The organism is Arthrobacter sp. efr-133-TYG-118 (genome assembly GCF_030209755.1).
In the GTDB taxonomy this organism is placed as follows: Bacteria; Actinomycetota; Actinomycetes; order Actinomycetales; family Micrococcaceae; genus Arthrobacter.
The window spans coordinates 18,698-39,088 of sequence record NZ_JARVRH010000001.1; the positions used below are offsets into that span (position 1 = coordinate 18,698).

At 64.0% G+C, this 20,391-nt stretch carries 23 protein-coding genes and 1 pseudogene; 9 read left to right on the forward strand and 15 right to left on the reverse strand.

The annotated features are described in order from the left end of the window. Positions 1-26: 26 nt before the first annotated feature. The 3 genes from QRN59_RS00110 to QRN59_RS00120 are packed head-to-tail and all read right to left on the reverse strand — an operon-like array spanning position 27 to position 1,578. The gene (locus QRN59_RS00110; protein WP_284980499.1) at positions 27-338 is read right to left on the reverse strand and encodes an AzlD domain-containing protein; all 312 of its coding nucleotides are present in this window, start codon (positions 336-338) and stop codon (positions 27-29) included. Continuing rightward, positions 335-1,087, reverse strand: a complete 753-nt coding sequence (locus QRN59_RS00115; RefSeq protein ID WP_284980500.1) for an AzlC family ABC transporter permease — start codon at positions 1,085-1,087, stop codon at positions 335-337. Before QRN59_RS00115 ends, QRN59_RS00110 begins: the two co-directional genes overlap by 4 nt. Next, positions 1,084-1,578, reverse strand: a complete 495-nt coding sequence (locus QRN59_RS00120) for a DoxX family protein (RefSeq protein WP_284980501.1) — start codon at positions 1,576-1,578, stop codon at positions 1,084-1,086. Before QRN59_RS00120 ends, QRN59_RS00115 begins: the two co-directional genes overlap by 4 nt. Positions 1,579-1,750: 172 nt before the next feature. Here QRN59_RS00120 and QRN59_RS00125 point away from each other — a divergent pair, with 172 nt between their 5' ends. Further along, positions 1,751-2,488 carry a fumarylacetoacetate hydrolase family protein gene (locus QRN59_RS00125; protein WP_284980502.1) on the forward strand — a complete coding sequence of 246 codons (738 nt, stop codon included), beginning with the start codon at positions 1,751-1,753 and terminating at the stop codon, positions 2,486-2,488. A 76-nt stretch (positions 2,489-2,564) separates the two neighbouring features. Here QRN59_RS00125 and QRN59_RS00130 read toward each other — a convergent pair whose 3' ends face one another. After that, entirely contained in the window at positions 2,565-3,464 is a 900-nt protein-coding gene (locus tag QRN59_RS00130; protein WP_284980503.1) for a glycerophosphodiester phosphodiesterase, read from the reverse strand. Positions 3,465-3,670: 206 nt separating this feature from the next. Between QRN59_RS00130 and QRN59_RS00135 the strand changes: the two genes are divergently transcribed. Further along, entirely contained in the window at positions 3,671-4,876 is a 1,206-nt protein-coding gene (locus tag QRN59_RS00135) for a DUF445 domain-containing protein (protein ID WP_502871002.1), read from the forward strand. Between the two features lie 257 nt (positions 4,877-5,133). Here the strand turns inward: QRN59_RS00135 and QRN59_RS00140 are convergent, their stop codons facing one another. Genes QRN59_RS00140 through QRN59_RS00155 form a run of 4 tightly spaced genes read right to left on the reverse strand, consistent with a single transcriptional unit; the run spans position 5,134 to position 8,230 of the window. Then, a complete protein-coding gene (locus QRN59_RS00140) occupies positions 5,134-6,069 on the reverse strand; it encodes a 5-oxoprolinase subunit C family protein (protein ID WP_284980506.1) in 936 nt (311 codons plus the stop codon). Then, entirely contained in the window at positions 6,069-6,710 is a 642-nt protein-coding gene (gene pxpB / locus QRN59_RS00145; RefSeq protein WP_284980507.1) for a 5-oxoprolinase subunit PxpB, read from the reverse strand. Before pxpB ends, QRN59_RS00140 begins: the two co-directional genes overlap by 1 nt. Continuing rightward, the gene (locus QRN59_RS00150; RefSeq protein ID WP_284980508.1) at positions 6,694-7,443 is read right to left on the reverse strand and encodes a LamB/YcsF family protein; all 750 of its coding nucleotides are present in this window, start codon (positions 7,441-7,443) and stop codon (positions 6,694-6,696) included. Before QRN59_RS00150 ends, pxpB begins: the two co-directional genes overlap by 17 nt. Further along, positions 7,427-8,230 carry a hypothetical protein gene (locus QRN59_RS00155; RefSeq protein ID WP_284980509.1) on the reverse strand — a complete coding sequence of 268 codons (804 nt, stop codon included), beginning with the start codon at positions 8,228-8,230 and terminating at the stop codon, positions 7,427-7,429. Before QRN59_RS00155 ends, QRN59_RS00150 begins: the two co-directional genes overlap by 17 nt. A 133-nt stretch (positions 8,231-8,363) precedes the next feature. On the opposite strand from QRN59_RS00155, the gene QRN59_RS00160 reads away from it, so the two are divergent. From QRN59_RS00160 to QRN59_RS00175, 4 genes are read left to right on the forward strand one after another with little or no spacing between them, the layout of a single operon-like run. Further along, a complete protein-coding gene (locus QRN59_RS00160) occupies positions 8,364-8,510 on the forward strand; it encodes a hypothetical protein (protein WP_284980510.1) in 147 nt (48 codons plus the stop codon). Between the two features lie 34 nt (positions 8,511-8,544). Next, positions 8,545-9,258, forward strand: coding sequence for a DNA alkylation repair protein (locus QRN59_RS00165; protein ID WP_284980511.1), 714 nt, complete (start codon positions 8,545-8,547; stop codon positions 9,256-9,258). Between the two features lie 28 nt (positions 9,259-9,286). After that, positions 9,287-10,576 (forward strand): macrolide family glycosyltransferase, encoded by a 1,290-nt coding sequence (locus QRN59_RS00170; protein ID WP_284980512.1) that lies wholly within the window; start codon positions 9,287-9,289, stop codon positions 10,574-10,576. 33 nt (positions 10,577-10,609) lie between these two features. Further along, the gene (locus tag QRN59_RS00175; RefSeq protein WP_284980513.1) at positions 10,610-11,248 is read left to right on the forward strand and encodes a hypothetical protein; all 639 of its coding nucleotides are present in this window, start codon (positions 10,610-10,612) and stop codon (positions 11,246-11,248) included. A 53-nt stretch (positions 11,249-11,301) separates the two neighbouring features. Here the strand turns inward: QRN59_RS00175 and QRN59_RS00180 are convergent, their stop codons facing one another. Next, positions 11,302-11,838 carry a MarR family transcriptional regulator gene (locus tag QRN59_RS00180; RefSeq protein WP_284980514.1) on the reverse strand — a complete coding sequence of 179 codons (537 nt, stop codon included), beginning with the start codon at positions 11,836-11,838 and terminating at the stop codon, positions 11,302-11,304. A gap of 108 nt (positions 11,839-11,946) precedes the next feature. Between QRN59_RS00180 and QRN59_RS00185 the strand changes: the two are divergent. After that, positions 11,947-12,987, forward strand: a pseudogene (locus tag QRN59_RS00185) (FAD-dependent oxidoreductase); the annotation flags it as partial. 189 nt (positions 12,988-13,176) lie between these two features. Here QRN59_RS00185 and QRN59_RS00190 read toward each other — a convergent pair. The 5 genes from QRN59_RS00190 to QRN59_RS00210 all read right to left on the reverse strand — a co-directional run bounded on the left by QRN59_RS00190 (position 13,177) and on the right by QRN59_RS00210 (position 18,290). Continuing rightward, positions 13,177-15,564 carry a glycoside hydrolase family 65 protein gene (locus tag QRN59_RS00190; protein ID WP_284980515.1) on the reverse strand — a complete coding sequence of 796 codons (2,388 nt, stop codon included), beginning with the start codon at positions 15,562-15,564 and terminating at the stop codon, positions 13,177-13,179. A 41-nt stretch (positions 15,565-15,605) separates the two neighbouring features. After that, entirely contained in the window at positions 15,606-16,343 is a 738-nt protein-coding gene (locus QRN59_RS00195; protein ID WP_284980516.1) for an HAD family hydrolase, read from the reverse strand. Positions 16,344-16,360: 17 nt separating this feature from the next. Continuing rightward, a complete protein-coding gene (locus QRN59_RS00200) occupies positions 16,361-17,371 on the reverse strand; it encodes a LacI family DNA-binding transcriptional regulator (protein ID WP_284980518.1) in 1,011 nt (336 codons plus the stop codon). Between the two features lie 154 nt (positions 17,372-17,525). Continuing rightward, entirely contained in the window at positions 17,526-18,143 is a 618-nt protein-coding gene (locus tag QRN59_RS00205; RefSeq protein WP_284980519.1) for an alpha/beta hydrolase, read from the reverse strand. 9 nt (positions 18,144-18,152) lie between these two features. Next, on the reverse strand, positions 18,153-18,290 hold the full coding sequence (locus QRN59_RS00210) for a hypothetical protein (RefSeq protein ID WP_284980653.1): 138 nt from the start codon (positions 18,288-18,290) through the stop codon (positions 18,153-18,155). Between QRN59_RS00210 and QRN59_RS00215 the strand changes: the two genes are divergently transcribed. Continuing rightward, positions 18,249-18,587: an SRPBCC domain-containing protein gene (locus QRN59_RS00215; protein ID WP_350225206.1), complete on the forward strand. Its 339-nt coding sequence runs from the start codon at positions 18,249-18,251 to the stop codon at positions 18,585-18,587. The two genes, QRN59_RS00210 and QRN59_RS00215, sit on opposite strands and share 42 nt — an antisense overlap. On the opposite strand, the gene QRN59_RS00220 is transcribed toward QRN59_RS00215, so the two are convergent. Continuing rightward, complete coding sequence (locus QRN59_RS00220) at positions 18,495-19,232, reverse strand: GAF and ANTAR domain-containing protein (RefSeq protein ID WP_284980520.1); 738 nt, start codon at positions 19,230-19,232, stop codon at positions 18,495-18,497. The two genes, QRN59_RS00215 and QRN59_RS00220, sit on opposite strands and share 93 nt — an antisense overlap. 718 nt (positions 19,233-19,950) lie before the next feature. On the opposite strand from QRN59_RS00220, the gene QRN59_RS00225 reads away from it, so the two are divergent. Then, positions 19,951-20,142 (forward strand): hypothetical protein, encoded by a 192-nt coding sequence (locus tag QRN59_RS00225; protein ID WP_284980521.1) that lies wholly within the window; start codon positions 19,951-19,953, stop codon positions 20,140-20,142. The last annotated feature ends 249 nt before the right edge of the window (positions 20,143-20,391 follow it).

Below are 20,391 nucleotides of genomic sequence, written 5' to 3' on the forward strand. Positions count from 1 at the left end.
CAATTGTTGGAACCGCGCGTGGCGGTTCAGCGCCAGCCGAGCAGCCGCAGGCAGGCGGCCGCCGCCGATCCGACGATGACCACCACAAGGAACGGGGCCCGGAGCCACAGCGCAACGGCCCCGGCCGCCAGCGCACCGAGCCGGGCGTCGAAGGCGAGGGACTGTCCGGACGCCACCGCGTTGACCACGGTCAGGGACGCCAGCAAGCCGATGGTCATGGTGCCGGCCACACGCATCATCCGGGGACTCCGCAGCAGCTTCGCCGGCACGAAATAGCCCGAAAGCTTCGTGACGTACGCCAGTCCGCAAGCGATGAGGATCCAGGGCCAGAGGTTCATTCGGCGTTCCTTTCGCGGCTGGCGGCGTCAGCGCTTGAATGACCGTGCGGGTAGGGATCGACGTCGGGCTCCATGCCTTCGTCACTGCGTCCGTGGCTGAACCAGCCGATGGCTCCGGCCACGACGGCGGCCACGAGGATGGGCACGCCCGCCGGAACGAACGGGACGGCAATGATGGTTGCCAGGGCAGCCGCCGCGGCAATCGCCCACGGCTCGCGGCCCTTGAGCCGCGGCCACAGCAAGCCCAGGAACGCTGCCACGGCGGCGCCGTCGAGCCCCCACTGCTTGGGATCGCCCAAGGCGTCGCCGGCCAGGGCACCGACGGCCGTGAAAATGTTCCACAGCACGAAGATGCCGAGTCCGGCGGTCCAGAATCCACGGCGCTGCTCATCCGGATCGCTTTGGCCAGAGGCGGTGGCCGTGGATTCGTCGATGGTGATGTGGGCTTGCGGGTACTTGAGCCAACCGCTGGGGCGCAACAGTGCGTTCATCTGCATCCCGTAGATGCCGTTGCGCAAGCCCAGCAGCGCGGCAGCGGTCATGGCGGCAATGCCGGAACCGCCGCCGGCCACGACGCCAATGAAGGCGAACTGCGAGCCGCCGCTGAACATGAGCAGGCTGAACGCCATGGTCTGCCAGAAACTGAACCCGGACGCCGAGGCCAACGCCCCGAAGGATATGCCGTAGAGGCCTGTTGCGATGCTGATGGAGAGGCCCACCTTCACCGCCGGGGATTCGAGGAGTTTCATGCGCCCCGTTTCGCTCCGGCCAAACTCCATGCCCACAGGATCAAGGGAACCTGCAAGGGCAGGCGCAGTGTGTGAATCCGCCGCGCGGACGTGGTCCCGGCAGGAGAGTACGCGCGGCGGAGCGCGTCGACGTGGCCGGCGACGAATGCCGTGAACATCAGCGTGATGCCGCGGGCTGCGGCCTTTCGCGTCGGAGGGATGAGGAGCCCGACGGCGGCAGCCGCCTCAAGCAGTCCGCTCACCGCGATCCATTCCTCCCGGGACATGACCGCGAAGGCGCCATTCCGCGGTGCGGCTGCATTGGCCTTGCCCTGGCCGACTTCGAGTGCGGCGTCCCCGCCCGCATAGTCATCGCGGCAGAGATAATCCGGGACGACCGGGGCGAAGAACTTCGGCTGCTGGAAGTGCTTCCTGGCGCTCACGAGCAACAGTGCACTCATGGCCGCCACGGAGATTGTCTGGGTTGTCCGGGCGGACCATGAAAAAGGCATGTATTCATGCAACCACAGCCCTGCCCGGCGCGGTAACCGAAGAATTGCCGGGCAGAGTGTGCGCAATTCTTAAGCGTTCAGAATATTGGACTCAGTTCAGCATGATGTATGTTTTTCTTTAGGCTGTGCCTGACACCGTCCACCCGCCACAAGAAATTCAACGAGGAGTTCCATGCGCATCGCCCGACTACAGACCCCTTCCGGCCCGAAGCACGCAGTCTTGCGCGACCTAAGCTGGGACCACATCGAGGATCCCTTTGCCGAGGTCCTTTCTTTCACTGGAGAATCCAGTTCGGCGGACGACGCCGTGTTCCTCGCCCCGGTGCGGCCTTCCGTGGTCCTCGGAATCGGGCACAACCTGGGCAACAACAACCACGTGCTGCCCATCCAGGCCTGGCACAAAGCGGTCCACAGCATCGCCGGCCCCGGTGACGACATCGTGGCAGTGCGCAACGCGGGCACAGTGAATGTGGAAGGCGAACTGGCCGCCGTCATCGGAAAACGGGCTGAGAAGCTCACGGCCGAGAACGCCTTGAGCCACGTCCTGGGCTACACCGTGGTCAACGACGTCACCAACGTGGACCAGAACCAGGTCGACGAAAAGCTCTTCCAGGGCAAGTCCGGCACCAACTACACGCCTCTAGGACCGTGGATCGAGACCGAGATCGAGAACCCGGACAACGTGAGCACCGAGGTTGTAGTCAATGGCGAGGTCAAAGCCCGGTCCGGTTCCTTCAACCTGCCGTCCTCCATCACGGATTGCCTTGTCTATGTCACCGATTGGCTGACCCTGGAACCGGGAGACATCATCATGACGGGAGCTCCGAACACCTTCGTGGCTGTCCAGCCCGGCGACCGGGTGGACATCACGCTGGACGGCATCGGAACCCTCAGCAATAAGGTCATCTGACTGACAGTTGTTGTCCTTATCACGCCCTATAACGACAACAACTGCCAGCTAGTTGGGAGCCTAAAGCTGGGCTCCCCTAAAGCTGGGCCAGGACCTGCGCCGGCTTGTTCGTGGTGATCTCGTGGATGCCAAGGCCTTGGCAGAGGGCCACATCGTTCTCCGAATCCACGGTCCACACCCGGAAGCGGCGGCCTGATTCAAGCCAGCGCTGGACCGTACGGGCGTGCTTGCGGACGTAGTCGATGCCCGGGCCGGCCAGTCCCACCTCGCAGTCGTCCAGGATCCGCTCGCCTTCCTGCTGGGCTGCCTTCATCACGTTGGCGACCGCTCCCCCGGTGATGACGCCCAGGCCAAGTTCATCGCGGACTTCCTCCACCGTGACGTCGTCCACCAGCTGGCAGATGTGCTCCGCGGGAACGAACTGGAGCAAGTGCTTGACCGAATCCGGGCTGAAACTCATGAAGGAAACCTGGATGTTGTCCAGCATGGACGTCTCTGCGTTCCAGCCTTGGCTGCCCAGCAGCTCGAGCACGCGGTCTTCAAGCTTGAGCTGGTACGGGCTAGGGTGCTTGAGTTCAATGGCCAGGCCGATCGTCCTGCCGGCATCGCGCAGGATGTCCAGCAACTCCGGGAGCGTCAGCAGCTGGTCCGACTTCGCGCCGTACTGGTCCGGAATCCGGGCGCCCTTCCAGGAGGAGAAATCCAGCTGCCGCAGCTCTTCGAGCGTCTTCTCAGCCACGGGACCGGTGCCGTCCGAGGTACGGTCCAAGTTTGCGTCGTGAAGCAGGACAACGTGCTGGTCCCGGGTCAGGTGAACGTCGCACTCGACGCCGTCGGCACCGTCGGCGATTGCCTTCAGGTATGCTGCGCGCGTGTGCTCCGCAAATGCGGCACTCGCTCCGCGGTGGGCGTAGACCATGGGCCGCGTGTTTTGCTCCGTGCTTTGGTCTGGGCGACCGGGCTCGTCATTCGTCATGGGGATACGGTAGCCCACGCCCATGACAGCGACGGGGCTACGCTGGGCACATGCAGGTGAACTCTGAACAAATCCCGGTGACGGACAGCGATGGCGACCCGACCAGGGAGGCCACCCGGCACACAGGTGCCGGGAACAGCTCTGCGGTTGCGGCCGGCGTCGGGCAACGAAACGGTGACGCCGAAAAGGCCGCTGCCCTGCGTCGGATGAAGTCGGTGGCGCTCGCCCTCCTGATTGTGATGGCCGTGGTTTTCACCGCTGCTTTCGCCTTGCAGAGGCAATATCCATGGCTGGAATATGTGCGGGCCGCTGCCGAGGGCGGCATGGTGGGAGCGTTAGCCGACTGGTTCGCCGTCACTGCATTGTTCAAATACCCCATGGGCCTGAAAATCCCGCACACGGCCATCATTCCACGGCGCAAGGACCAGATCGGCGCCTCGCTCGGAGAATTCGTAGAGACCAACTTCCTGTCCGAGCAGGTAGTCCATCAGAAGCTCGCAAGCATCGACATTGCCCGGAAAGCCGGCAAGTGGCTTGGTTCGCCGGGTGGCCCGGAGCGTATCGCAAAGGAAGGTTCAGCACTGATCCGCGGAGCGTTCACCGTGCTGAACGACGACGACGTCCAGGCAGTGATCGAGGGCATGGTCCGCAAGCACCTGCTTACGCCGCCATGGGGACCGCCCGTGGGCCGGATGGCCGAACGGATCTTTGCCGACGGCCACCACCACAAGCTCGTCGATCTGCTGGTTGACCGTGCGGCGGATTGGGTGGAAGCGAACCACTCCACGGTAAACCGGCTCGTGTCCGACCGTTCGCCGCTCTGGGTTCCGTCCTTCGTGGACGACATCGTGGGCGACCGGGTCTACAACGAAATCGCCAAGTTCATCCGGGCGGTGCAGCAGGATCCCGATCATCAAGTGCGCCAATCGATCGATACATACCTCGGCGATCTTGCCCAGGATCTTCAGCACGATCCTGCAATGATTGCCCGGGCCGAGGCAATCAAGACCCAAGTCCTTGGTGATCCCGAGGTCCGCGAACTTGCCTCCCGCACGTGGGGCACCATCAAGAACGCGCTGCTCACCGCCGTCGACGATCCCGACAGCGAACTGACGCAGCGTTTCAAGAGCGCCGTCCGAGACTTCGGTTCGCGGCTTGTCAGCGATGACGAGCTGGCCGGCAAGGTCAATACCTGGATCGGTGACGCTGCCGGGTACCTCGTCAAAACGTACCGCTCGGACATCGCGGGGGTCATCACGGACACCGTGGCGCGCTGGGATGCCGAGGAAACCTCGCAAAAGATCGAACTCCAGGTCGGCAAGGACCTGCAGTACATCCGCATCAACGGCACAGTGGTTGGCTCACTGGCCGGGCTGGCAATCTTCACCGTGGCGCACTTGCTGTTCGGCTGACGCGGGTTCGGCCCGGCAGCAAGCAAGGGACATGCCCACCGCTTGCAGCAAGCAAGGGGCATGCCCACCGCTTGCAACAAGCAAGGGACATAATCCCAATATGTCCACTCCACATACCCAGGAAGGCGCATGTCCAGCGCGGGTACCCGGCTGGCAGGAAGGGACATGTCCACCCGTGCCCCTGGCCAGCGGGCATAATCCCGACATGTCCACTCCTCGCAGCAAAGGCGGCGCATGCCCAGTGGAGGGGGACGCACTCAGCCCAGGAACCGGATCCGCTGGCCGGGGCGGGCCTGGCCCAACAAGTCCAGGTCCGTGCGACGCACTACGGCAATCACGGGGTAGCCGCCGGTCACGGGATGATCAGCCAGGAATACCGTGGGAAGGCCCGACGGCGGCACTTGCAGTGCGCCAAGCACCATGCCTTCACTGGGCAGCTCCTCGAGCCGGGTCTGGGTGAGCGGGCGGCCCACCAGCCGGGCACCGATCCTGTTGGAGTCGGGCGACAAGGTCCATTCCTGGCTGACGAGGCGGCGCCAGGAGTGGTCGTCGAACCAGTCTGCACGGGGGCCGCGGTCCACGCGGGCTGTGATGGCGCGCCCAGGGTCAGGAGCGCGGCGGATAGGAGGGAGGGCATGCGCATTGCTGAGGGTCCCAGTGCCAGGGCCAGCCCCGGGTCCAACACCCTGCCCGGGAACGGAACCCGCGCCGGAAACCAGGCCGTTGCCCGCGGAAACATGTCCGATTCCCAACTGCACACCCGATGTCAACGGTGCGGGGCCTTCACCGGAGAGCATGTCCGTGCTGCTTGAGCCAAGGAGCTTGGGCGCATCGATGCCGCCCTGCACTGCGAGGTAGTATCGCAGTCCGAACAGCGGAGCGCCGAAGTCCAGCACCGCGCCCGGAGCCACCCGCACGGCTTGGTTGAGCGGAATCTCGGCACCGTTGAGTGTCACGATTCCTTCGGCACCTGCCACGGCGACTGTCGACGCCGTGACGAACCGCAGGCGAAGCCCGCCCAGCAATATCTCCAATCCGGCCGCTTGCACAGGATTCCCCGCCAGCAGATTGGCGAGGCGAAGTGATTGCCGGTCGAGGGCGCCGGAAGGGCTCAGCCCCAAGGAAGCCCAGCCCTGCCTGCCAAGGTCTTCCACCAAAGTGAGGGGGCCAGGGTACACCACAACGATCCCCATCAGGCCTCCACGAACCGGACCAGGTCACCCGGCCGGATCAGCGCGGGCTCGGCCTTGGACGCATCCCACAGGGCCGCCGTCGTGGTTCCGATCAATTGCCAACCGCCTGGAGAGGATCGCGGGTAGACGCCGCTGAACTCCCCTGCAAGGCCAACAGAGCCAGCCGGCACGGCCGTGCGTGGAGTGTTCCGACGCGGAACGCGGAGCCGCTCATGCGTGGTGACGAGGTAGACGAAGCCGGGCGCAAAGCCTGAAAAGGCGGCTGTCCACTCCGAGCCCGTGTGAAGCTTGACCATTTCGTCCTCACTCATGCCGAGGAACTGTGCCGCCTCGGCAAGGTCGGGGCCGCCGTAGGAGACCTCGATGGTCACTTCGCGGCCCGAGCCGGAGATCCCCTCTGCCGGTTCTGCGGACTCCAGCCAGTCGCGGACTTCGAAGGGGCGGATCGTCTCGGGATCGAAGGTGACGAGCACGGTGCGGGCGGCCGGAACGACGTCGATAATCCCCTGCGGGGCTGAAACGCCGGCCGACGCGCCGGCCCCGGTCAGCCCGCGGTAGTACGCGACGACGGCGGTCAGTTCGGGCAGTTCCACCAAGAATGCGCTGTCGCCGCAGGGCAGAACCTCAAGCGAAGGATTCAATCTCCACACCAGCTTCCTCAAGGCCAGCGCGCACCGCCGCAGCCAGCTCGACAGCGCCAGGGGTGTCACCGTGGATGCACAAGGAATCGGGCTTCACCCGCACCACCGTGCCGTCCACAGCGAGCACCTCGCCCCGTACGGCAAAGCGCACGGCCCGCTCAACTACCGCGGCGGGGTCGTGCACCACTGCGCCTTCCTGCGAGCGCGGCACCAACGTTCCGTTCGCCATGTAGCCGCGGTCCACGAAAGCCTCCCGGAACACCGGGTGCCCGGATTCCTCGGCGAGGCGCAACAGTGCCGAGCCCGGCAGGCCAAGGACAGGTAGCCCGGGATCGTAGGCGTGAATCGCGGCCACCACGGCTTCGGCCTGCTCGACGTCGTTGACGATCCTGTTGTACAGGGCACCGTGGGGTTTGACGTAGTCCACGGAGGCGCCCACCGCGTGGGCCATGCCGTCCAGGGCACCGAGCTGGTAGAGGACGTCTCCGAAGAGCTCATCGAAGGACATGTCCATCGATCGACGCCCGAAGCCGTGCAGGTCCCGGTAGCCCACGTGGGCGCCGACACGGACGTCGAGCTCGAAGGCGGCACGGCAGCTGTCCAGCATGGTCACCGGATCCCCGGCGTGGAAGCCGCACGCGACGTTGGCGCTGCTGACAATCCGGAACATTGAAGCGTCGTTCCCCATGGTCCAGGAGCCGAACGACTCCCCCGAATCAGCGTTGAGATCCACTATTTCCGCCTTCCAGCGCGTTCTGGTGGGCGGCTGGGAGCAGCTCGCCCGGGATAATGTCCGGCATCGGACCGAATGCTTCCCTCGCCGAGGCCGCTACGGCACGCCCCATGACGCGGTTTCCGACTCCGCCCACTACGGCTCCCACTCCGAAAGGCAGGGCACGGCCGAGGAAAGCGGCGCCTTGGCGCTTGACGAGCCGCTTGAGGAAGGCGCGCTGGATGGCATCGCGAATGACCCCGAATCCTCCGCCGGGCAGCTTCTTGGTGAGGGTCTTGCCCCAGGCCTGCGTGACGCCTTTGCCTTTGCCGAGCGATTGTCCGCTCAGCGCACCCAGCAGGGCGGTGCCTTCCTCGCCGAGCATGATGGCCATGACCATGGTTCGTGCACGGTCCGGATCGGTCAGGCGGATGCCGTGGAGCTCGGCCAGGGAAGCGGCGTAAAGCGCGGTTCCTTCCAGGAAGCCGATGGTGGCAACCGCGGAAAGGCCCAGCGAGGCTGCCGTACCGATACCGGGCACGACGGCGGTTGCCCCGACGGCGGCACCCCCGCCAGTGACTGCGGCGAGGTAGTCGCGCTCCAGCTTGGCGGCCAGCTGCGCCGCCGTGGCCTGCGGGTGTTTGCGCTGCATGCGGCGCAGGTTCGCCAAGACAAGGGGACGTTGGACCTCGACGGCCCGAAGCAGCACGTTGTGGACACCGGGCTTGGCTTTGCCACTGGCGTCGAACATGGCGTTGTGGGCGGTTTCCTGCGCAATCTTTACTGCCGGGTTGGGTCGCTTTGCCATTCTTCACCCCTGCATTCAGCCGTTGGATTCGTTCGGTAGTTCCTTGGCCTAGCCTAGGCCACACGCCCCCTCCCCGGCGTAGACTTTAAGGCGTTCGCGGGAACAGTCCAACGAAGGACAGGAAGTATCCGGAATGAACAAAGCAGCAGATACCAACGACGTCCGCCATCACAGTGACGCCCCTGCCGAAGGTGAAACAGAGGGCTGGGTGCCCCACGATACCGGCCTTCATAGCCAGGAACCTGCCGAAGGGCCGGATACCGACGACGCTCCCGCATAGTAGCCTTCAGCCTGCGAAATCCGGGGCCTGAAAAGTGGCTTCGCACGGAGTGCTCGTCCCTCCCGGGGACACTCAACCGGGGCAATTGTTGGCGCGCGTCCTTGACGAACTGCGCGCCTTGGAGAAGCACGACGCCGCGAGCTTCCGCACCGTCCGCCGCAGGGTTTCCGCGGAAATCGCCACTATGGATGCGGCCGTTGTCTTCGGTCTCGCCGAAGGGCTCGTACAAGCTGGCTTTGACTGGGAGGGCTGGGAGTTCATCAATGCCCATCGGGCGGCTTTCGCCGAGCTGACACCTGCCCGGCTGGAACACTTGGGAGAAGTCATCACTACGTGGGGCCAGGCTGATGCTTTTGCGACCGTCTTGGTGGGACCCGCGTGGCGCGAAGGGCTCATCTCGGACACCGATGTCGACCGCTGGGCACGGAACCCGGACCATTGGTGGCGGCGCATAGCGCTTGTCTCCACCACCGTGCTTAATACGAGATCACGGTGGGGAACCGGTGACACGCAACGGACGCTCGGCGTCGTCGGGATCTTGATCAACGATCGCGACGACACCGTCGTCAAGGCAGTCAGCTGGGCATTGCGGTCTTTGGTGCCGTGGGATCCGCGCGCCGTCCGAAGCTTCCTGGAAATGCATGAGACCGAGCTTGCCGCCCGCGTGAAGCGCGAGGTACGGACCAAGCTTGAGACCGGGCTGAAATCGCGGCGGCGCAGCGTTCATGGCACTGACCTTTCCAAATGAAGCATCCACTGATCTTGGGAGTGGAGGCATGCACGTAGCGTTCATCTGTTTGCCGGCAGCGGGCCATGTGAACCCGACGTTGCCAGTGGTTGCGGAGCTGGTTCGCAGAGGGCACCGGGTCACCTATGCCACGTCGGCGAAGTACGCGAAGGCGGTCGAATCTGCCGGCGCCGCATTCTTTCCCAGTGGAGAGGACCTGGCGGCCTTCCTGCCGCCACGCGGGCGTTCCTCCAGTGGCAGCCCGACGCCGACAGACGGCGCCCCGGCACCGGCACCGATGACGGGGATGTTCGCCGGGATGCCGTCCGGAATGATGTCGGGACTTCTTGAGCGGATTCTCAAGGGCGCAAGGGAGGAATTCCCGGCCCTGCTGGCCCGGCTAGCCGAGGACCCGCCGGACGGGCTGTGCTACGACGCTATGACGCTCTCCGGGAAGCTGGCTGCCGCGAAGCTGGCGTTGCCCGATATTGCGTTGCTTCCGAGCTATGCCACCAATGAACATTTCTCGATGCGGGATCTCATGCCGGGCCCGCCGCCGCCAGGTATGGTCGAGGCCTGGAAACAGGCCAGTCAGCGGATCAGTGATTTCGCTGCGGAGCATGGCGTAGGCCATCTCCAATTCATGGGAGGCCCTCCTGCGTCGTTGAACATCTCCTTCATCCCGAGGGAATTCCAGCCCTCGGGAGAGACTTTCGATGCCAGGTTCCACTTCGTGGGCCCCTGCCTTGGCCTGCGGGGCAACGAAGAGGCCTGGCAGCCGCGGGTGAAGGACAGTCCTCTGTTGTTCGTCTCGCTGGGCACCACGCCGTTGAATGACCGGCCGGACTTCTTCAGGATGTGCCTGGAAGGATTTGCAGGCGCCCACTGGCAAGTTGCCATGGCAATCGGCGAGCGCGTCCAGGAATCCGAGCTGGGAGACATCCCGGAAAACTTTGAGGTGCGCCCCTTCTTTCCGCAGCTGGAAGTCCTGCCCCGCGCCGACGCTTTCCTCTCCCACTCCGGGATGAATTCGACGATGGAGGCGCTTTATTTCGGGGTGCCGTTGGTAACCTTCCCGCTGCAGCCCGAACAGGGAGCAAATGCCCGCCGGGTAGAGGATCTGGGACTCGGACGCCGCCTCCCACAGGAAGGGCTCTCTCCCGAGCTGATCCGGGAAACTGTCATTGCGGTCAGCGGCGACGAGGCGATCCGGGGCAATCTCAAGGCGATGAGTGCGCGCGTCCGCGGTGCCGGCGGAGCTCCCGCAGCCGCCAAAGCCATCGAGGACTTCCTGCGCGGCCCAGGCGTCCGCCTTCCAGTGCCGCCCGCAGCTCTGTAGCGTGTAGCAACACAAGCGCGACGGGAGGGCCTCATGCGCTGGATCAATGCTCCCGCGGGTATGCCGTGGAACAACCCATGGCCGCACGACATGGTGATCAGCGTCGAGGACCGCTCCCTGCCGCTGAACGAGCTTCTGTTCATCCGGCACGCTTGGGGCTTGGCCCCCGACGCCGACATTCCGGCACTCTCGCCCCGTCCAGATCCGGGGACCTCACGGCTCCTTGGTTCGGCGAGCGTCGCCGAATGGGAGGGAAGGTGGCAAACTGCCTGGAAGCGCGCCTGGGACTGGTACGAGATCAGGGAACGGACCGCGGAAAACAGGCCCACACCCGAGGTGATCCGGCAGGTCACCCGGCCGGGTCAACCGCTCCACCCGTTCATTCCCCCATTGTGGAGTTCTGAGTACGGCAGCGAGGGGTCGGACCAGGCGGCTTTCCATGCTTGGCACAATTCCCTGGTCCCTGCAGTTCCGCCGACTGCGGAACGCGATAGCCTGCAGGCCTTGATTCCGGCCTGGGAGAGCGGCCTGGAAGAAATCATCGTTCTCCCCTACGCCGGCTTCTACGCCAAACGCATCAGCCGTCGGCAACTAGTTGTTTCGGCGGTGACGCGGGGCGAGCCCGCGAGTTACAGCCGGGCATTGGCGGTTCGGCTTGCAGAAGGCGGCTAAGCCCGGCCGGGCCCCGCAGACATTCGGCCCGGCCCTGTGTAGCGTGGAGCACCTCAGGCGGGGTTCGACGACGGCGCGCGGCCGCCGTCGTCGTCGTGCGCGCTCGCGCCGGACACGGTACCGAGCCGCCCCGCCGCGTCCTGCTGGATCCGCGCGGCTTTGGAGGAATAGTCCGCGATGACACGGAGTTCTTCGTCGCTATAGCCCTCCAACAGGCTCGCGAGCCCGCCCATGAAGTCGACGAAATGGGGCATTGCGCCAGTCACTTGGTCCCCCACGAGCTCGATCAGGACCTTCCGCTTGTCCCCTTTGTGCCGGACCCTGCGCGCCACACCCTTGCCCTCAAGCCGTTGCATCAATCCCGTGACCGAGGCCGGAGCCAGTCCGGAATGTTCGCCGAATTCCCCCGCCGTCATGGGTCCGAAGCGCAGCAGGATGTCGATCGCTTTGCCTTCCGTCGCAGACAGTCCACGCAGCTCGGATAGCTTTGTGTGGAACATGACGGCCGCCGTCGAAAGCTCCCGTCCTGAGGCAAAGACTGCCTCAAGCAAGTCTTGGCGCCGCGCGCTGACGGCCGGTTGGTTCTCCATCCTCCGAGGCTAGCAAATTATTTCGCCTCACCGAAAGGATTGACGACCCCTTGCGGCGAGTCATATATTTCTTTCATCCGAACGAAATATATTGCGAAGGACTCCGCCATGTTGAACTGCCTTGTCATCGGATCCGGGATCGCCGGACTCGCCACAGCCATCTCGCTACAGAAAGCCGGCCATCACGCCACCGTCTTCGAGGCCTACAGTGAGCCCTCGGACGGAGTCGGGGGCTTCCTCACCGTGGCCGTCAATGGCTTCGATGCCCTGGAAACCCTCGAACTCAAGGGCGCAGCCGCCAACCTGGGCTTCAGCACCCCACAGATGTCCATGTATCTGGGCAGCACCGGAAAACACCTCATCGACTTTGATTACGGCGGATCCCTCCCTGACGGGACCACCGCCCGCACCATGACCCGTTCCGAGCTGTACAGCATGTTCCGCGAGGCGGCAGGCCACCGCGGGATCCATATCGAATATGGAAAGCGGCTCGCCAAGGTGAAAGAAGCGCCCGACGGCGTCACGGCCGTTTTCTCGGACGGCACCTCCGCGCATGGAGACCTGGTGGTAGGAGCCGACGGCCTCCACTCGGCCGTGCGGCCGTTGATCGACCCCGCGTCTCCGGCTCCCCGCAATATCCCCCTGCTCAACACCGGAGGCATCGTAGAGGCCGGGTTGCTCCCGGCGGGGCTGCTGAACCTCGAGCCGAGGCGCATGAAGATGGTCTTCGGCAAGCGCTGCTTCTATTGCTACATGCAGGATCCAGAGGGAAGGATCTGGTGGTTTGCCAACCCGCTTCAGCGGTCATCGGAGGATCCGGCGACGCTGGACCACAGCGCCCGCAAGTCCTGGCTGACGCAACTCGTCGCCGGGGACCGCACGCCCATGGCCAAGATCATCAGCGCCACTGACCGCATCATCCGGCCATACACGACCTCCGATTTTCCGAGCATCCCCAGTTGGCACCGCGGCAGGCTGGTGCTGGTGGGAGACGCTGCCCACGCCGCATCGCCGTCGTCCGGACAAGGCGCCTCAATGGCCATCGAAGACGCCATTGCGCTGGGCCGATCGCTCCGGGGAATCTCGGCCAGCGACATCCCCGGCGCCCTGTCCCGCTATGAAAAGGAACGCCGGAGCCGGGCGGAATTGGTGGTCGAATGGGGCCGTCGGAACGCGGCTCCGAAGATCCGCGGCCAATTCAAGCGCGTCTTCGAAGACCTTGTGCTGAAGGCTGTCTTCCGCTCACTCGCCCGGAAGACAGCCGACAACTTCGACTGGGTTTATCGCCACCACATCGACTGGGATGCGCCGGAGACGGACGGTGCCGGCCGTCCTTCGCTAGACCCTCGCGCTCCCGATCACGGGAAGTCCCGCCGTCGGGAAGAGGCTCGGGAAGACCGAGGGTGCGGGGACCGGCACTGCGTCGAGGGGAACGGTGACCGTCTCGACGCCGACGAGGATCCGCTGCCCGCGCACGCTGACTTCCAACGGCGCGGCACCGGCATCGGGCGCTGAACCTGAATCCGCATTCAGAACCAGCGCAAGGCTGATGGACCCCGGACGCAGCTCGACGGACAACAGCCGCCCGCGGATCTTGAGCCGGAAGGACAGGCTGTCCCACTCGGCTGGCAACCGCGGATCGAAATGCGGGATCTCGCCCTGGTCCCGCATGCCCGCGAATCCGCTCACCAAGGAACTCCAGATGCCACCGGTGGACGCGATGTGCACGCCGTCAACCGTGTTGTTGTGCGTGTTGTCCAGGTCGATGAACAAGGCCTCGGTGAAGTGCTTGAGCGCGACGTCGGAGTAGCCCACCTCGGCCGCCATGATGCCCTGCACGCAGGCGGACAAGGTGGAGTCGCCGGTGGTGATGGGATCGTAGAAGTCGAACGCGCGCTGCTTTTCCTCGGCCGTGAAGTCCTGCCACTGCAGGAACATCGCCAGCACCGTGTCCGCCTGCTTGAGGACCTGGTGCCGGTAGATCACCAGCGGGTGGAAGTTGAGCAATAGCGGGTACTTGGACCGGGGCGTGGACCAGTCCCACGGCTCCAGGGTCATGAAGTCGTTGTCCTGGCTGTAAATCTCCATGTCCGGATCGTAGGGAAGGGACATGCGCGCGGCGGCCTGTTGCCATACCATCCGCTCGGTTTCCGGGACGTCCGGGTGTTCCAGTGCCGCGGCGGCCCGCAGGTTAAAGCGGGCCATGACGTTGGTGTAGAGGTTGTCGTTGACCACAGCCGTGTACTCATCCGGGCCGGTGACGCCGTGGATGTGGAACAAGCCGTCCTTGCCGAAGAAGCCCAGCGAGGCCCACATGCGGGCCGTTTCGATCAACAGATCGGCGCCCACTTCGGCGCGGAAGCTGGCGTCTCCGCTGGCCCATTGGTACCGGTTGGTGGCAAAGGCGATAGCGGCGGCGATGTGGAACTGCGCTGTGCCCGCGGCGTAGTAGGCGCTGGCCTCGTGCCCGTTGATGGTGCGCCACGGGAACAGCGCACCTTCCACGCTCAGTTCCTTGGCCCGGATCCGGGCGTCGGGAAGCATGGCGTGGCGGGATTCCAGCACCTGGCGGGCGGCGGTCGGGTTGGTGTACGTCAGGTACGGCAGCAGGTACACCTCCTGGTCCCAGAAGTAGTGACCCTCGTAGCCTGAGCCGCTGACGCCCTTGGCCGGGATGCCTGCGACTCCGGCACGCGCGCTGGCCTGGGCAAGCTGGAACAGGCTCCAGCGCACGGCCTGCTGCTGTTCGGGCTGGCCACCAATGGTGATGTCCGCTGTGGACCAGTAATCACGGTAGTGGGCCGCGCCTTCGGCCAGGAGCGCGTCGAACGGCACGAGTCCCAACTCGGCGTCCGACGCCAGGATCTCGCCGGGCTCTGCTGCGCTTGCGTCGGCACTGTTCACGACGTAGCTGACGGTCTTCTCCAAGCGGAAGGTCTCGCCCTCATTCACGGCCATGACGTAGCGGACCGTGGACTCGTCTTCCCCCACCACGGTTTCGAAAGGCTGGCCTTCCGCGGAAATCCAATGGTCCACGGCCATGCCGATGCGCTGCCGGGATTCGGCGGTTTCCCAGGCCATGCGCAGGGATCCGTCGGAGCCCTGGAGGTGGAGCGGGACCAAAACACGGCCGGCGTGGCGGCCGGAGCGGCGAGGGTCGTGGGCCGAGTGGTCCTCCACAGGCTGGTCCTGCCGATTGATCACCAAGGACGTGACGTCAGCAGAAACCTGGCGGTCTGCGGTGAGGCTCAGCTCGATACCCAGGGAACCCCTGGATTCGATTCCGACCGCGCGGCGCTCCACCGTCGTGACGATGGCGCCTGAACGGCACTCCCACGTGACAGCGCACTCGTAAACGCCCGTGGCGAAGTCGATGCTGCGGCGGTAGTTCTGCACCGTTGACTCGGCGAGGCTCAGTTGTTCGCCGTCGATGACAACGTTGAAGTTGTTGGCATCCGGGACGTAGACGATCCTTTGTCCTATGCGGGCAAAACCGTACGCGTTCTCGGCGTGCTTGATGTCCCACGTTTCGTGGAAACCGTTGATGAACGTGCCGGGAAGCTCGGCGTCCGCTCCCGCCCAGTGGGCGCCGCGGATGCCCAGGTGGCCGTTGCCGAGGCTGAAGAGGGTTTCGAGCGTACCGGCGTTACCGGGAACGTGGATGCTCTCCACGAGCTTCCACGGTTCGCACGGGAAGCGCAGCCGGTCGGAGCTGATAAGTGCCATGGGACTGTTGGGTTCCTTCTGTTTCTGGTGAAACGGCTTGGTTAGAGGAGATCGTCGAGGTCGTCGACCACGAACGTCGCGCCGGCGTCGAGCAGGGTCTGGTGGCCGGCCCCCCGGTCCACCCCGATAACCGCGCGGAAGTTCCCGGCGCTCCCGGCCTGCACGCCGGACACAGCGTCCTCGACGACGACGCAGCCTGCGGCAGGAACGTCCAGCAGCTCGGCCGCGTAACGGAACGTGGCGGGATCCGGCTTGCCGGGGAGCCCGACGGCGGCCGCCACCTGGCCGTCGACCACCACCGGGAAGTAGCCATCCAGTCCGGCCGCCTTCAGGACGGCGGGCGCGTTGCGCGAAGAGGACACGACGGCGAGCTTGAGTCCCAGTTCCAAGGCTGCATGGATGAACCGGACAGAGCCCGCGTAAGGCTCGACGCCGCGCGAATCCACGATCTCGTTGAAGATCCGGTTCTTGCGGTTGCCCAGGCCCTGCACGCTCGTGTTGGCGGGATCGTCGTCTGTGGGTCCTTCCGGCAAGGTGATTCCACGGGAGGTGAGGAAATCCCTTACTCCGTCGAAACGCGGCTTGCCGTCGATGTGGTCGAAGTAGTCGCTCTCCTGGTAACCGTCCGGATGCCCTGTTTCGGCCAGGTAGCCGTCGAAGAGTTCCTGCCAGGCCTGCTCATGCACGACGGCGGTCGGCGTCAGCACGCCGTCGAGGTCGAAAAGGAGCGCAGTAGCGCCCGTCCAGGCGGTCTTCTGGTTTGCTCGGGTATCAGTCATGGTGTGGAGTGGTCCGTTCAGCGCTGGCGGCGCGTGGTTTTGCGTTCAATGAGTTTCGTGTCAAGGAAGTGATTGGAGGGTTCGTTAGGAGCGTCGGTGTTCTGGAGGCGGTCCACCAGCAGGTTGGCGGCGAAGGCGCCCTGGTCCGCCACCGGCTGCGCCACTGTACTTAGGCCAAGGAACCAACTCATGGGGTGGTTGTCGATTCCAATGACGGAGACATTCTTCGGTGCGGACAGTCCATGCTCGCGCATGGCCATCAAGGCTCCGAAAGCCGCCTCGTCGCAGTCCGCAAAGACTGCCGTTGGAAGGCTTCGGTGGGCAATGAGTTCATTCATGGCCTTGCGTCCGCCATCGATGGTGGAATCCGAGTTGATGACCAAGTCCGGATGAACGGTCAGGTGATGGTCTTTCAATGCCCGGCTGAATCCCTTGAGCCTGTCGCTGGAGGTCAGCACGGAATTCTCCTGGGTTTCACGGCCGGAAAGCACCGCCAGATCCCAATGACCCAGCCCCAACAGGTGTGAGGTGGCCTGCCAGGCCGCAAGTTCGTCGTCGATCCCTACGTTGTCCCACGGTACGGAAGTCATCCCCACGCTCGCAACTGCAAGGCCGGACGCAGCCAGGAGGGCAACCTCGGATTCACTCAAATCGACGTTGAGGAGCAGCACGCCGTCCACGCGTTGGGAGAGCCCAAGGAGATCGCCGAAGATCTTCCGCTTGACGCTCGACTTGCCGCGCAGGCTGATCAGGACGGTGTCGAAACCGCTGTCTCCGAACACTTCCTCGGCCGCTTCGACGGCCTGGGCGAAGAACCAGGCGGTGGCGGTGGGAGCAATGATGGCGATGGAACCGGTATTTCCCCCGGCGAGGCGGGCTGCCGCGGAGGATGCCTTGTAGCCGAGCTTGGCAGCGGCGTCGGCCACTTTGGCTTGCGCTTTTTCGGACACGTTCGGCAGGTTCCGCAGAGCGCGTGAAACGGTGCAGATGGACAAGCCCGAGAGGACGGCAACGTCCTGGATTGTCACGCGGTGAGCCTTAACCATTCAACACGGCCTCAACCCTTTCATCTTCTGGATTTAGCGGCACATCCTTGCACCGCCGAAGAAGAGTGTAAGCGCTTACAATTTTGGCAATCAAGAGTTGTTTTCCAGCATCACTGAATGTGACGCGGACCTCACCTCAACGGAGGACGTAATACCTCAGGAACGCGCTGACATCAGTCAATTCCGGGGCCTCGATCCGATGCCCCATCCCAGGGTAGGTTCGCGCGGTGAGAGCGGTGTATTTGTCGAGCCATTCCGCCGTGTGCTCAATGGCATCACTGAAGATCACGGGATCCGCTTTGTCCCTGCCCCAGAAGAACGGCGGTGGCGAGTCGAAGGATTCGCTGAGCGCCAGAAGGTCGTTTTCCAGCACGAATCCGGAGAGGCCCACGGTCGCTTTGAAGCCTTCCGGACGAAGCCGCAGAAGCGTACTGGCCATGGCCATGCCTTGGGAATAGCCCAGGAGGCTCACGCTGCTGTGGTTGCGTTTGACTGAGTCAATCCAAGCGAACACCTTGTTGGTGGCGGCGATGACGTCCGCAAAGTCGTTGGCCAGGAAGTAGTCCAGCAGGAACCAGCCGTAGTGGTCGCCGATCGGCATGGGCCCACGGAGCGCGGCGCAGGTGAATTCTTTGGGGAGCTGGGGAAAGAGATTCACCATCCGCTGCTCGTCCGTACCGTATCCGTGCATCATCACGAGGAGCGGCGTCCCTGCGCGCTCATTTTCCAGTTTGGACCAGACGACTGTTTCCATGGGAAGAGCCTAGACGTCGCCGTCGAAATCGCCGGAACGGGCCCGGGTCGCCGAAAGGCTCGGGCGAGCCGGCACCGTTCCGGCGAGCTCGCGCTCAACACCACCATCCTCGAATTCGAGCCCGGGAAGCGGCTGGTTAACACACATTTCAGCCCGTTGTCCGGCCAAGAAGACACTCCCGGGAACTATCACACGCTGACGTGGACGCTCGAGCCTGTAGGCGGGATGACCAAGCTGACCTTGGCCCAGGACAACAACGCCAGTCCGGATGAGGCCGCGCATTCGAAGGGCATGTGGGACAGCCTCGTGGAGAGTGTCAAAAACATCGCGGAGCGCAGTTGGCAGAGTCGCTTAGGGCTCGAAGTGCAAGACTGGCGTTTCGTTCGTCAAGGACCGGAGAAGGGATTCCGCAACATCCCTCAGTTTCTGGTTCCTGCCGTTTGAGGCCTTGCTCAGAATCCTGAAAGCCTCTTCCTGGCTGCACCTGTTCTGGCCCATGATGACGCCAGTTGCCAGATCGATGGCGGTCCGGGAACGCATGGCCTGCTCGAGGTCCTCTGCGCGTTGTTGCCTGGCACCGATCCGGACAGCCAGCCTCAAAGCCTTTTCTGCCTGACTTGCGAACTGCTCGCAGCTGTGTACGGAGGCCTCGTCGAATGCATCGCGCTGCGGCGCGAAAAGGTTGATAGCCGCCGTCGCGCCTTCTTCCAGGCCCAGGGGGACGCAGAGTACGGCCAGGTGCCCGCGTTCCGCGATGGTGGTGCAGTATTCAGGCCACCGCGAGTCCGCTGAAGTGTCAGAAACGAGTACAGACTTCCCGGTTCTCATCGCTTCCAGGCACGGGCCGTCTCCGTATGCTTGCTGCACTTCGTCAATGAGGCGGGCTTCGTGGCTGCTTCCAGCCACGGTCATCGATCGGCGGCGTCTGCTCAACGTAACGCCGCACAGGACGTCTTGACCGCGCGCAGCGGACAGTGACGACGCCGTGAATTCCGCAAGGTCTTCGAGGAAGCCGCTGACGTCTTCACTGTCGATGACCAAATCCTGGAGTTGGCCCACCACCGACGCGTTCAGGCCCATTTCGTCCATGGTTCAGTCTAGGAGCAGCGGGGCGGCAATGGCGGAAAAAGGGCATGCCAATACAACGTCCACCACTTGGACAAACGCTCCGCCGGTCTTGCGCGCCGGGGGTACAGAGTGCACAATTCTTCTACAGTCCGTGCAGAACTCCGGACAAAGGCCGAGCCTTCGGCCTGTTTTCGCTCAAGCAGCCGGGCGCCATGTCACTCAACGTGAAGGTGCTGCCTGATGAGCAAATGCCTGTTACCGGCGCGGGGCTAGGCGATGTCGACCCTCTCCGAGTCCGCGATTCCTCGCGAACCACATCAGCCCGGCGCTTCTCCCCTTTGGTGTGCCTCTTGCGGAACAGACAAGCACCTGGTCATCGATTCCATCCAGGCCCGGACTCCAAGGTCTTCCCAACAGCTTGCCGTCTTCTACACGTGCACTTCCTGCGGGTTTTCCTACAGCCACGTTGCCACTGTCCAGCAGGCGGGGGCCATCCTGAATCGTCGGGGGATTCAGGATGGCCTCCTGGAGTTCGGAAACCACTATTTCCACTGCGGTGAACCCCTCCGCGATAACAAAACCGCGCTGCGAAGCTTCGAAGCACCGCCGACCGGCAGGCCCCGATCGCGCAACTTTCCCTTGGAAGTGCAACTCCACACCAAAGTCTTGAGATGCAGGTGCGGGTTCGAGTTGGAAATACCTGCTTAGCCACGACTTGCTTTTACCCGAAGGAAGCACCATGAAGCTCGAAGGTACACACCCTCGCCGACCCGAAGACGACTCGCGCCAAGAACCTGATGAACTAGGCCAACAGCGGAACAAGCATCGGCAAGAGGCGGATTCCTCTACCCAGTTCCGTTTGCCCGACCCTCCCGACCCGGACAACCTTCCCATCGACTACCCCGGTCCGCGGGAAATCGAGTGGCCGTAGGGCACTCTCCGGTCCGGCGCTAGATTCTGCTGGATCATTCCGGCATCCAGGCTCGCCGGCCCCCGCCATTCCGAGGCCGGCGAGCCGTCGCCTTCGAATGATGCAGCAGAATCCAACGCTCTCCACCCTCAAAGCAGGCCCCAAACCAACCCGCGCCAAACCCAAACCACCCCAATATCTTTGTTTATGTTGTTTTCTGTTGACAGACCAACATGAACAAAGATAGAGTCAAGCAATTCCACATCATGT

Excerpts from the sequence above, each read along its gene's own strand:
- QRN59_RS00130 (WP_284980503.1), bottom strand. The coding sequence starts at position 3,464 with ATGACGAATGACGAGCCCGGTCGCCCAGACCAAAGCACGGAGCAAAAC.
- QRN59_RS00225 (WP_284980521.1), top strand. The coding sequence starts at position 19,951 with ATGAAGCTCGAAGGTACACACCCTCGCCGACCCGAAGACGACTCGCGC.
- QRN59_RS00170 (WP_284980512.1), top strand. The coding sequence starts at position 9,287 with ATGCACGTAGCGTTCATCTGTTTGCCGGCAGCGGGCCATGTGAACCCG.
- QRN59_RS00125 (WP_284980502.1), top strand. The coding sequence starts at position 1,751 with ATGCGCATCGCCCGACTACAGACCCCTTCCGGCCCGAAGCACGCAGTC.
- QRN59_RS00190 (WP_284980515.1), bottom strand. The coding sequence starts at position 15,564 with ATGGCACTTATCAGCTCCGACCGGCTGCGCTTCCCGTGCGAACCGTGG.
- QRN59_RS00210 (WP_284980653.1), bottom strand. The coding sequence starts at position 18,290 with ATGTGTGTTAACCAGCCGCTTCCCGGGCTCGAATTCGAGGATGGTGGT.
- QRN59_RS00175 (WP_284980513.1), top strand. The coding sequence starts at position 10,610 with ATGCGCTGGATCAATGCTCCCGCGGGTATGCCGTGGAACAACCCATGG.
- QRN59_RS00160 (WP_284980510.1), top strand. The coding sequence starts at position 8,364 with ATGAACAAAGCAGCAGATACCAACGACGTCCGCCATCACAGTGACGCC.
- QRN59_RS00180 (WP_284980514.1), bottom strand. The coding sequence starts at position 11,838 with ATGGAGAACCAACCGGCCGTCAGCGCGCGGCGCCAAGACTTGCTTGAG.
- QRN59_RS00120 (WP_284980501.1), bottom strand. The coding sequence starts at position 1,578 with ATGCCTTTTTCATGGTCCGCCCGGACAACCCAGACAATCTCCGTGGCG.
- QRN59_RS00135 (WP_502871002.1), top strand. The coding sequence starts at position 3,671 with ATGAAGTCGGTGGCGCTCGCCCTCCTGATTGTGATGGCCGTGGTTTTC.
- QRN59_RS00140 (WP_284980506.1), bottom strand. The coding sequence starts at position 6,069 with ATGGGGATCGTTGTGGTGTACCCTGGCCCCCTCACTTTGGTGGAAGAC.
- QRN59_RS00115 (WP_284980500.1), bottom strand. The coding sequence starts at position 1,087 with ATGAAACTCCTCGAATCCCCGGCGGTGAAGGTGGGCCTCTCCATCAGC.
- QRN59_RS00220 (WP_284980520.1), bottom strand. The coding sequence starts at position 19,232 with ATGGACGAAATGGGCCTGAACGCGTCGGTGGTGGGCCAACTCCAGGAT.
- QRN59_RS00155 (WP_284980509.1), bottom strand. The coding sequence starts at position 8,230 with ATGGCAAAGCGACCCAACCCGGCAGTAAAGATTGCGCAGGAAACCGCC.
- QRN59_RS00110 (WP_284980499.1), bottom strand. The coding sequence starts at position 338 with ATGAACCTCTGGCCCTGGATCCTCATCGCTTGCGGACTGGCGTACGTC.
- QRN59_RS00205 (WP_284980519.1), bottom strand. The coding sequence starts at position 18,143 with ATGGAAACAGTCGTCTGGTCCAAACTGGAAAATGAGCGCGCAGGGACG.
- QRN59_RS00195 (WP_284980516.1), bottom strand. The coding sequence starts at position 16,343 with ATGACTGATACCCGAGCAAACCAGAAGACCGCCTGGACGGGCGCTACT.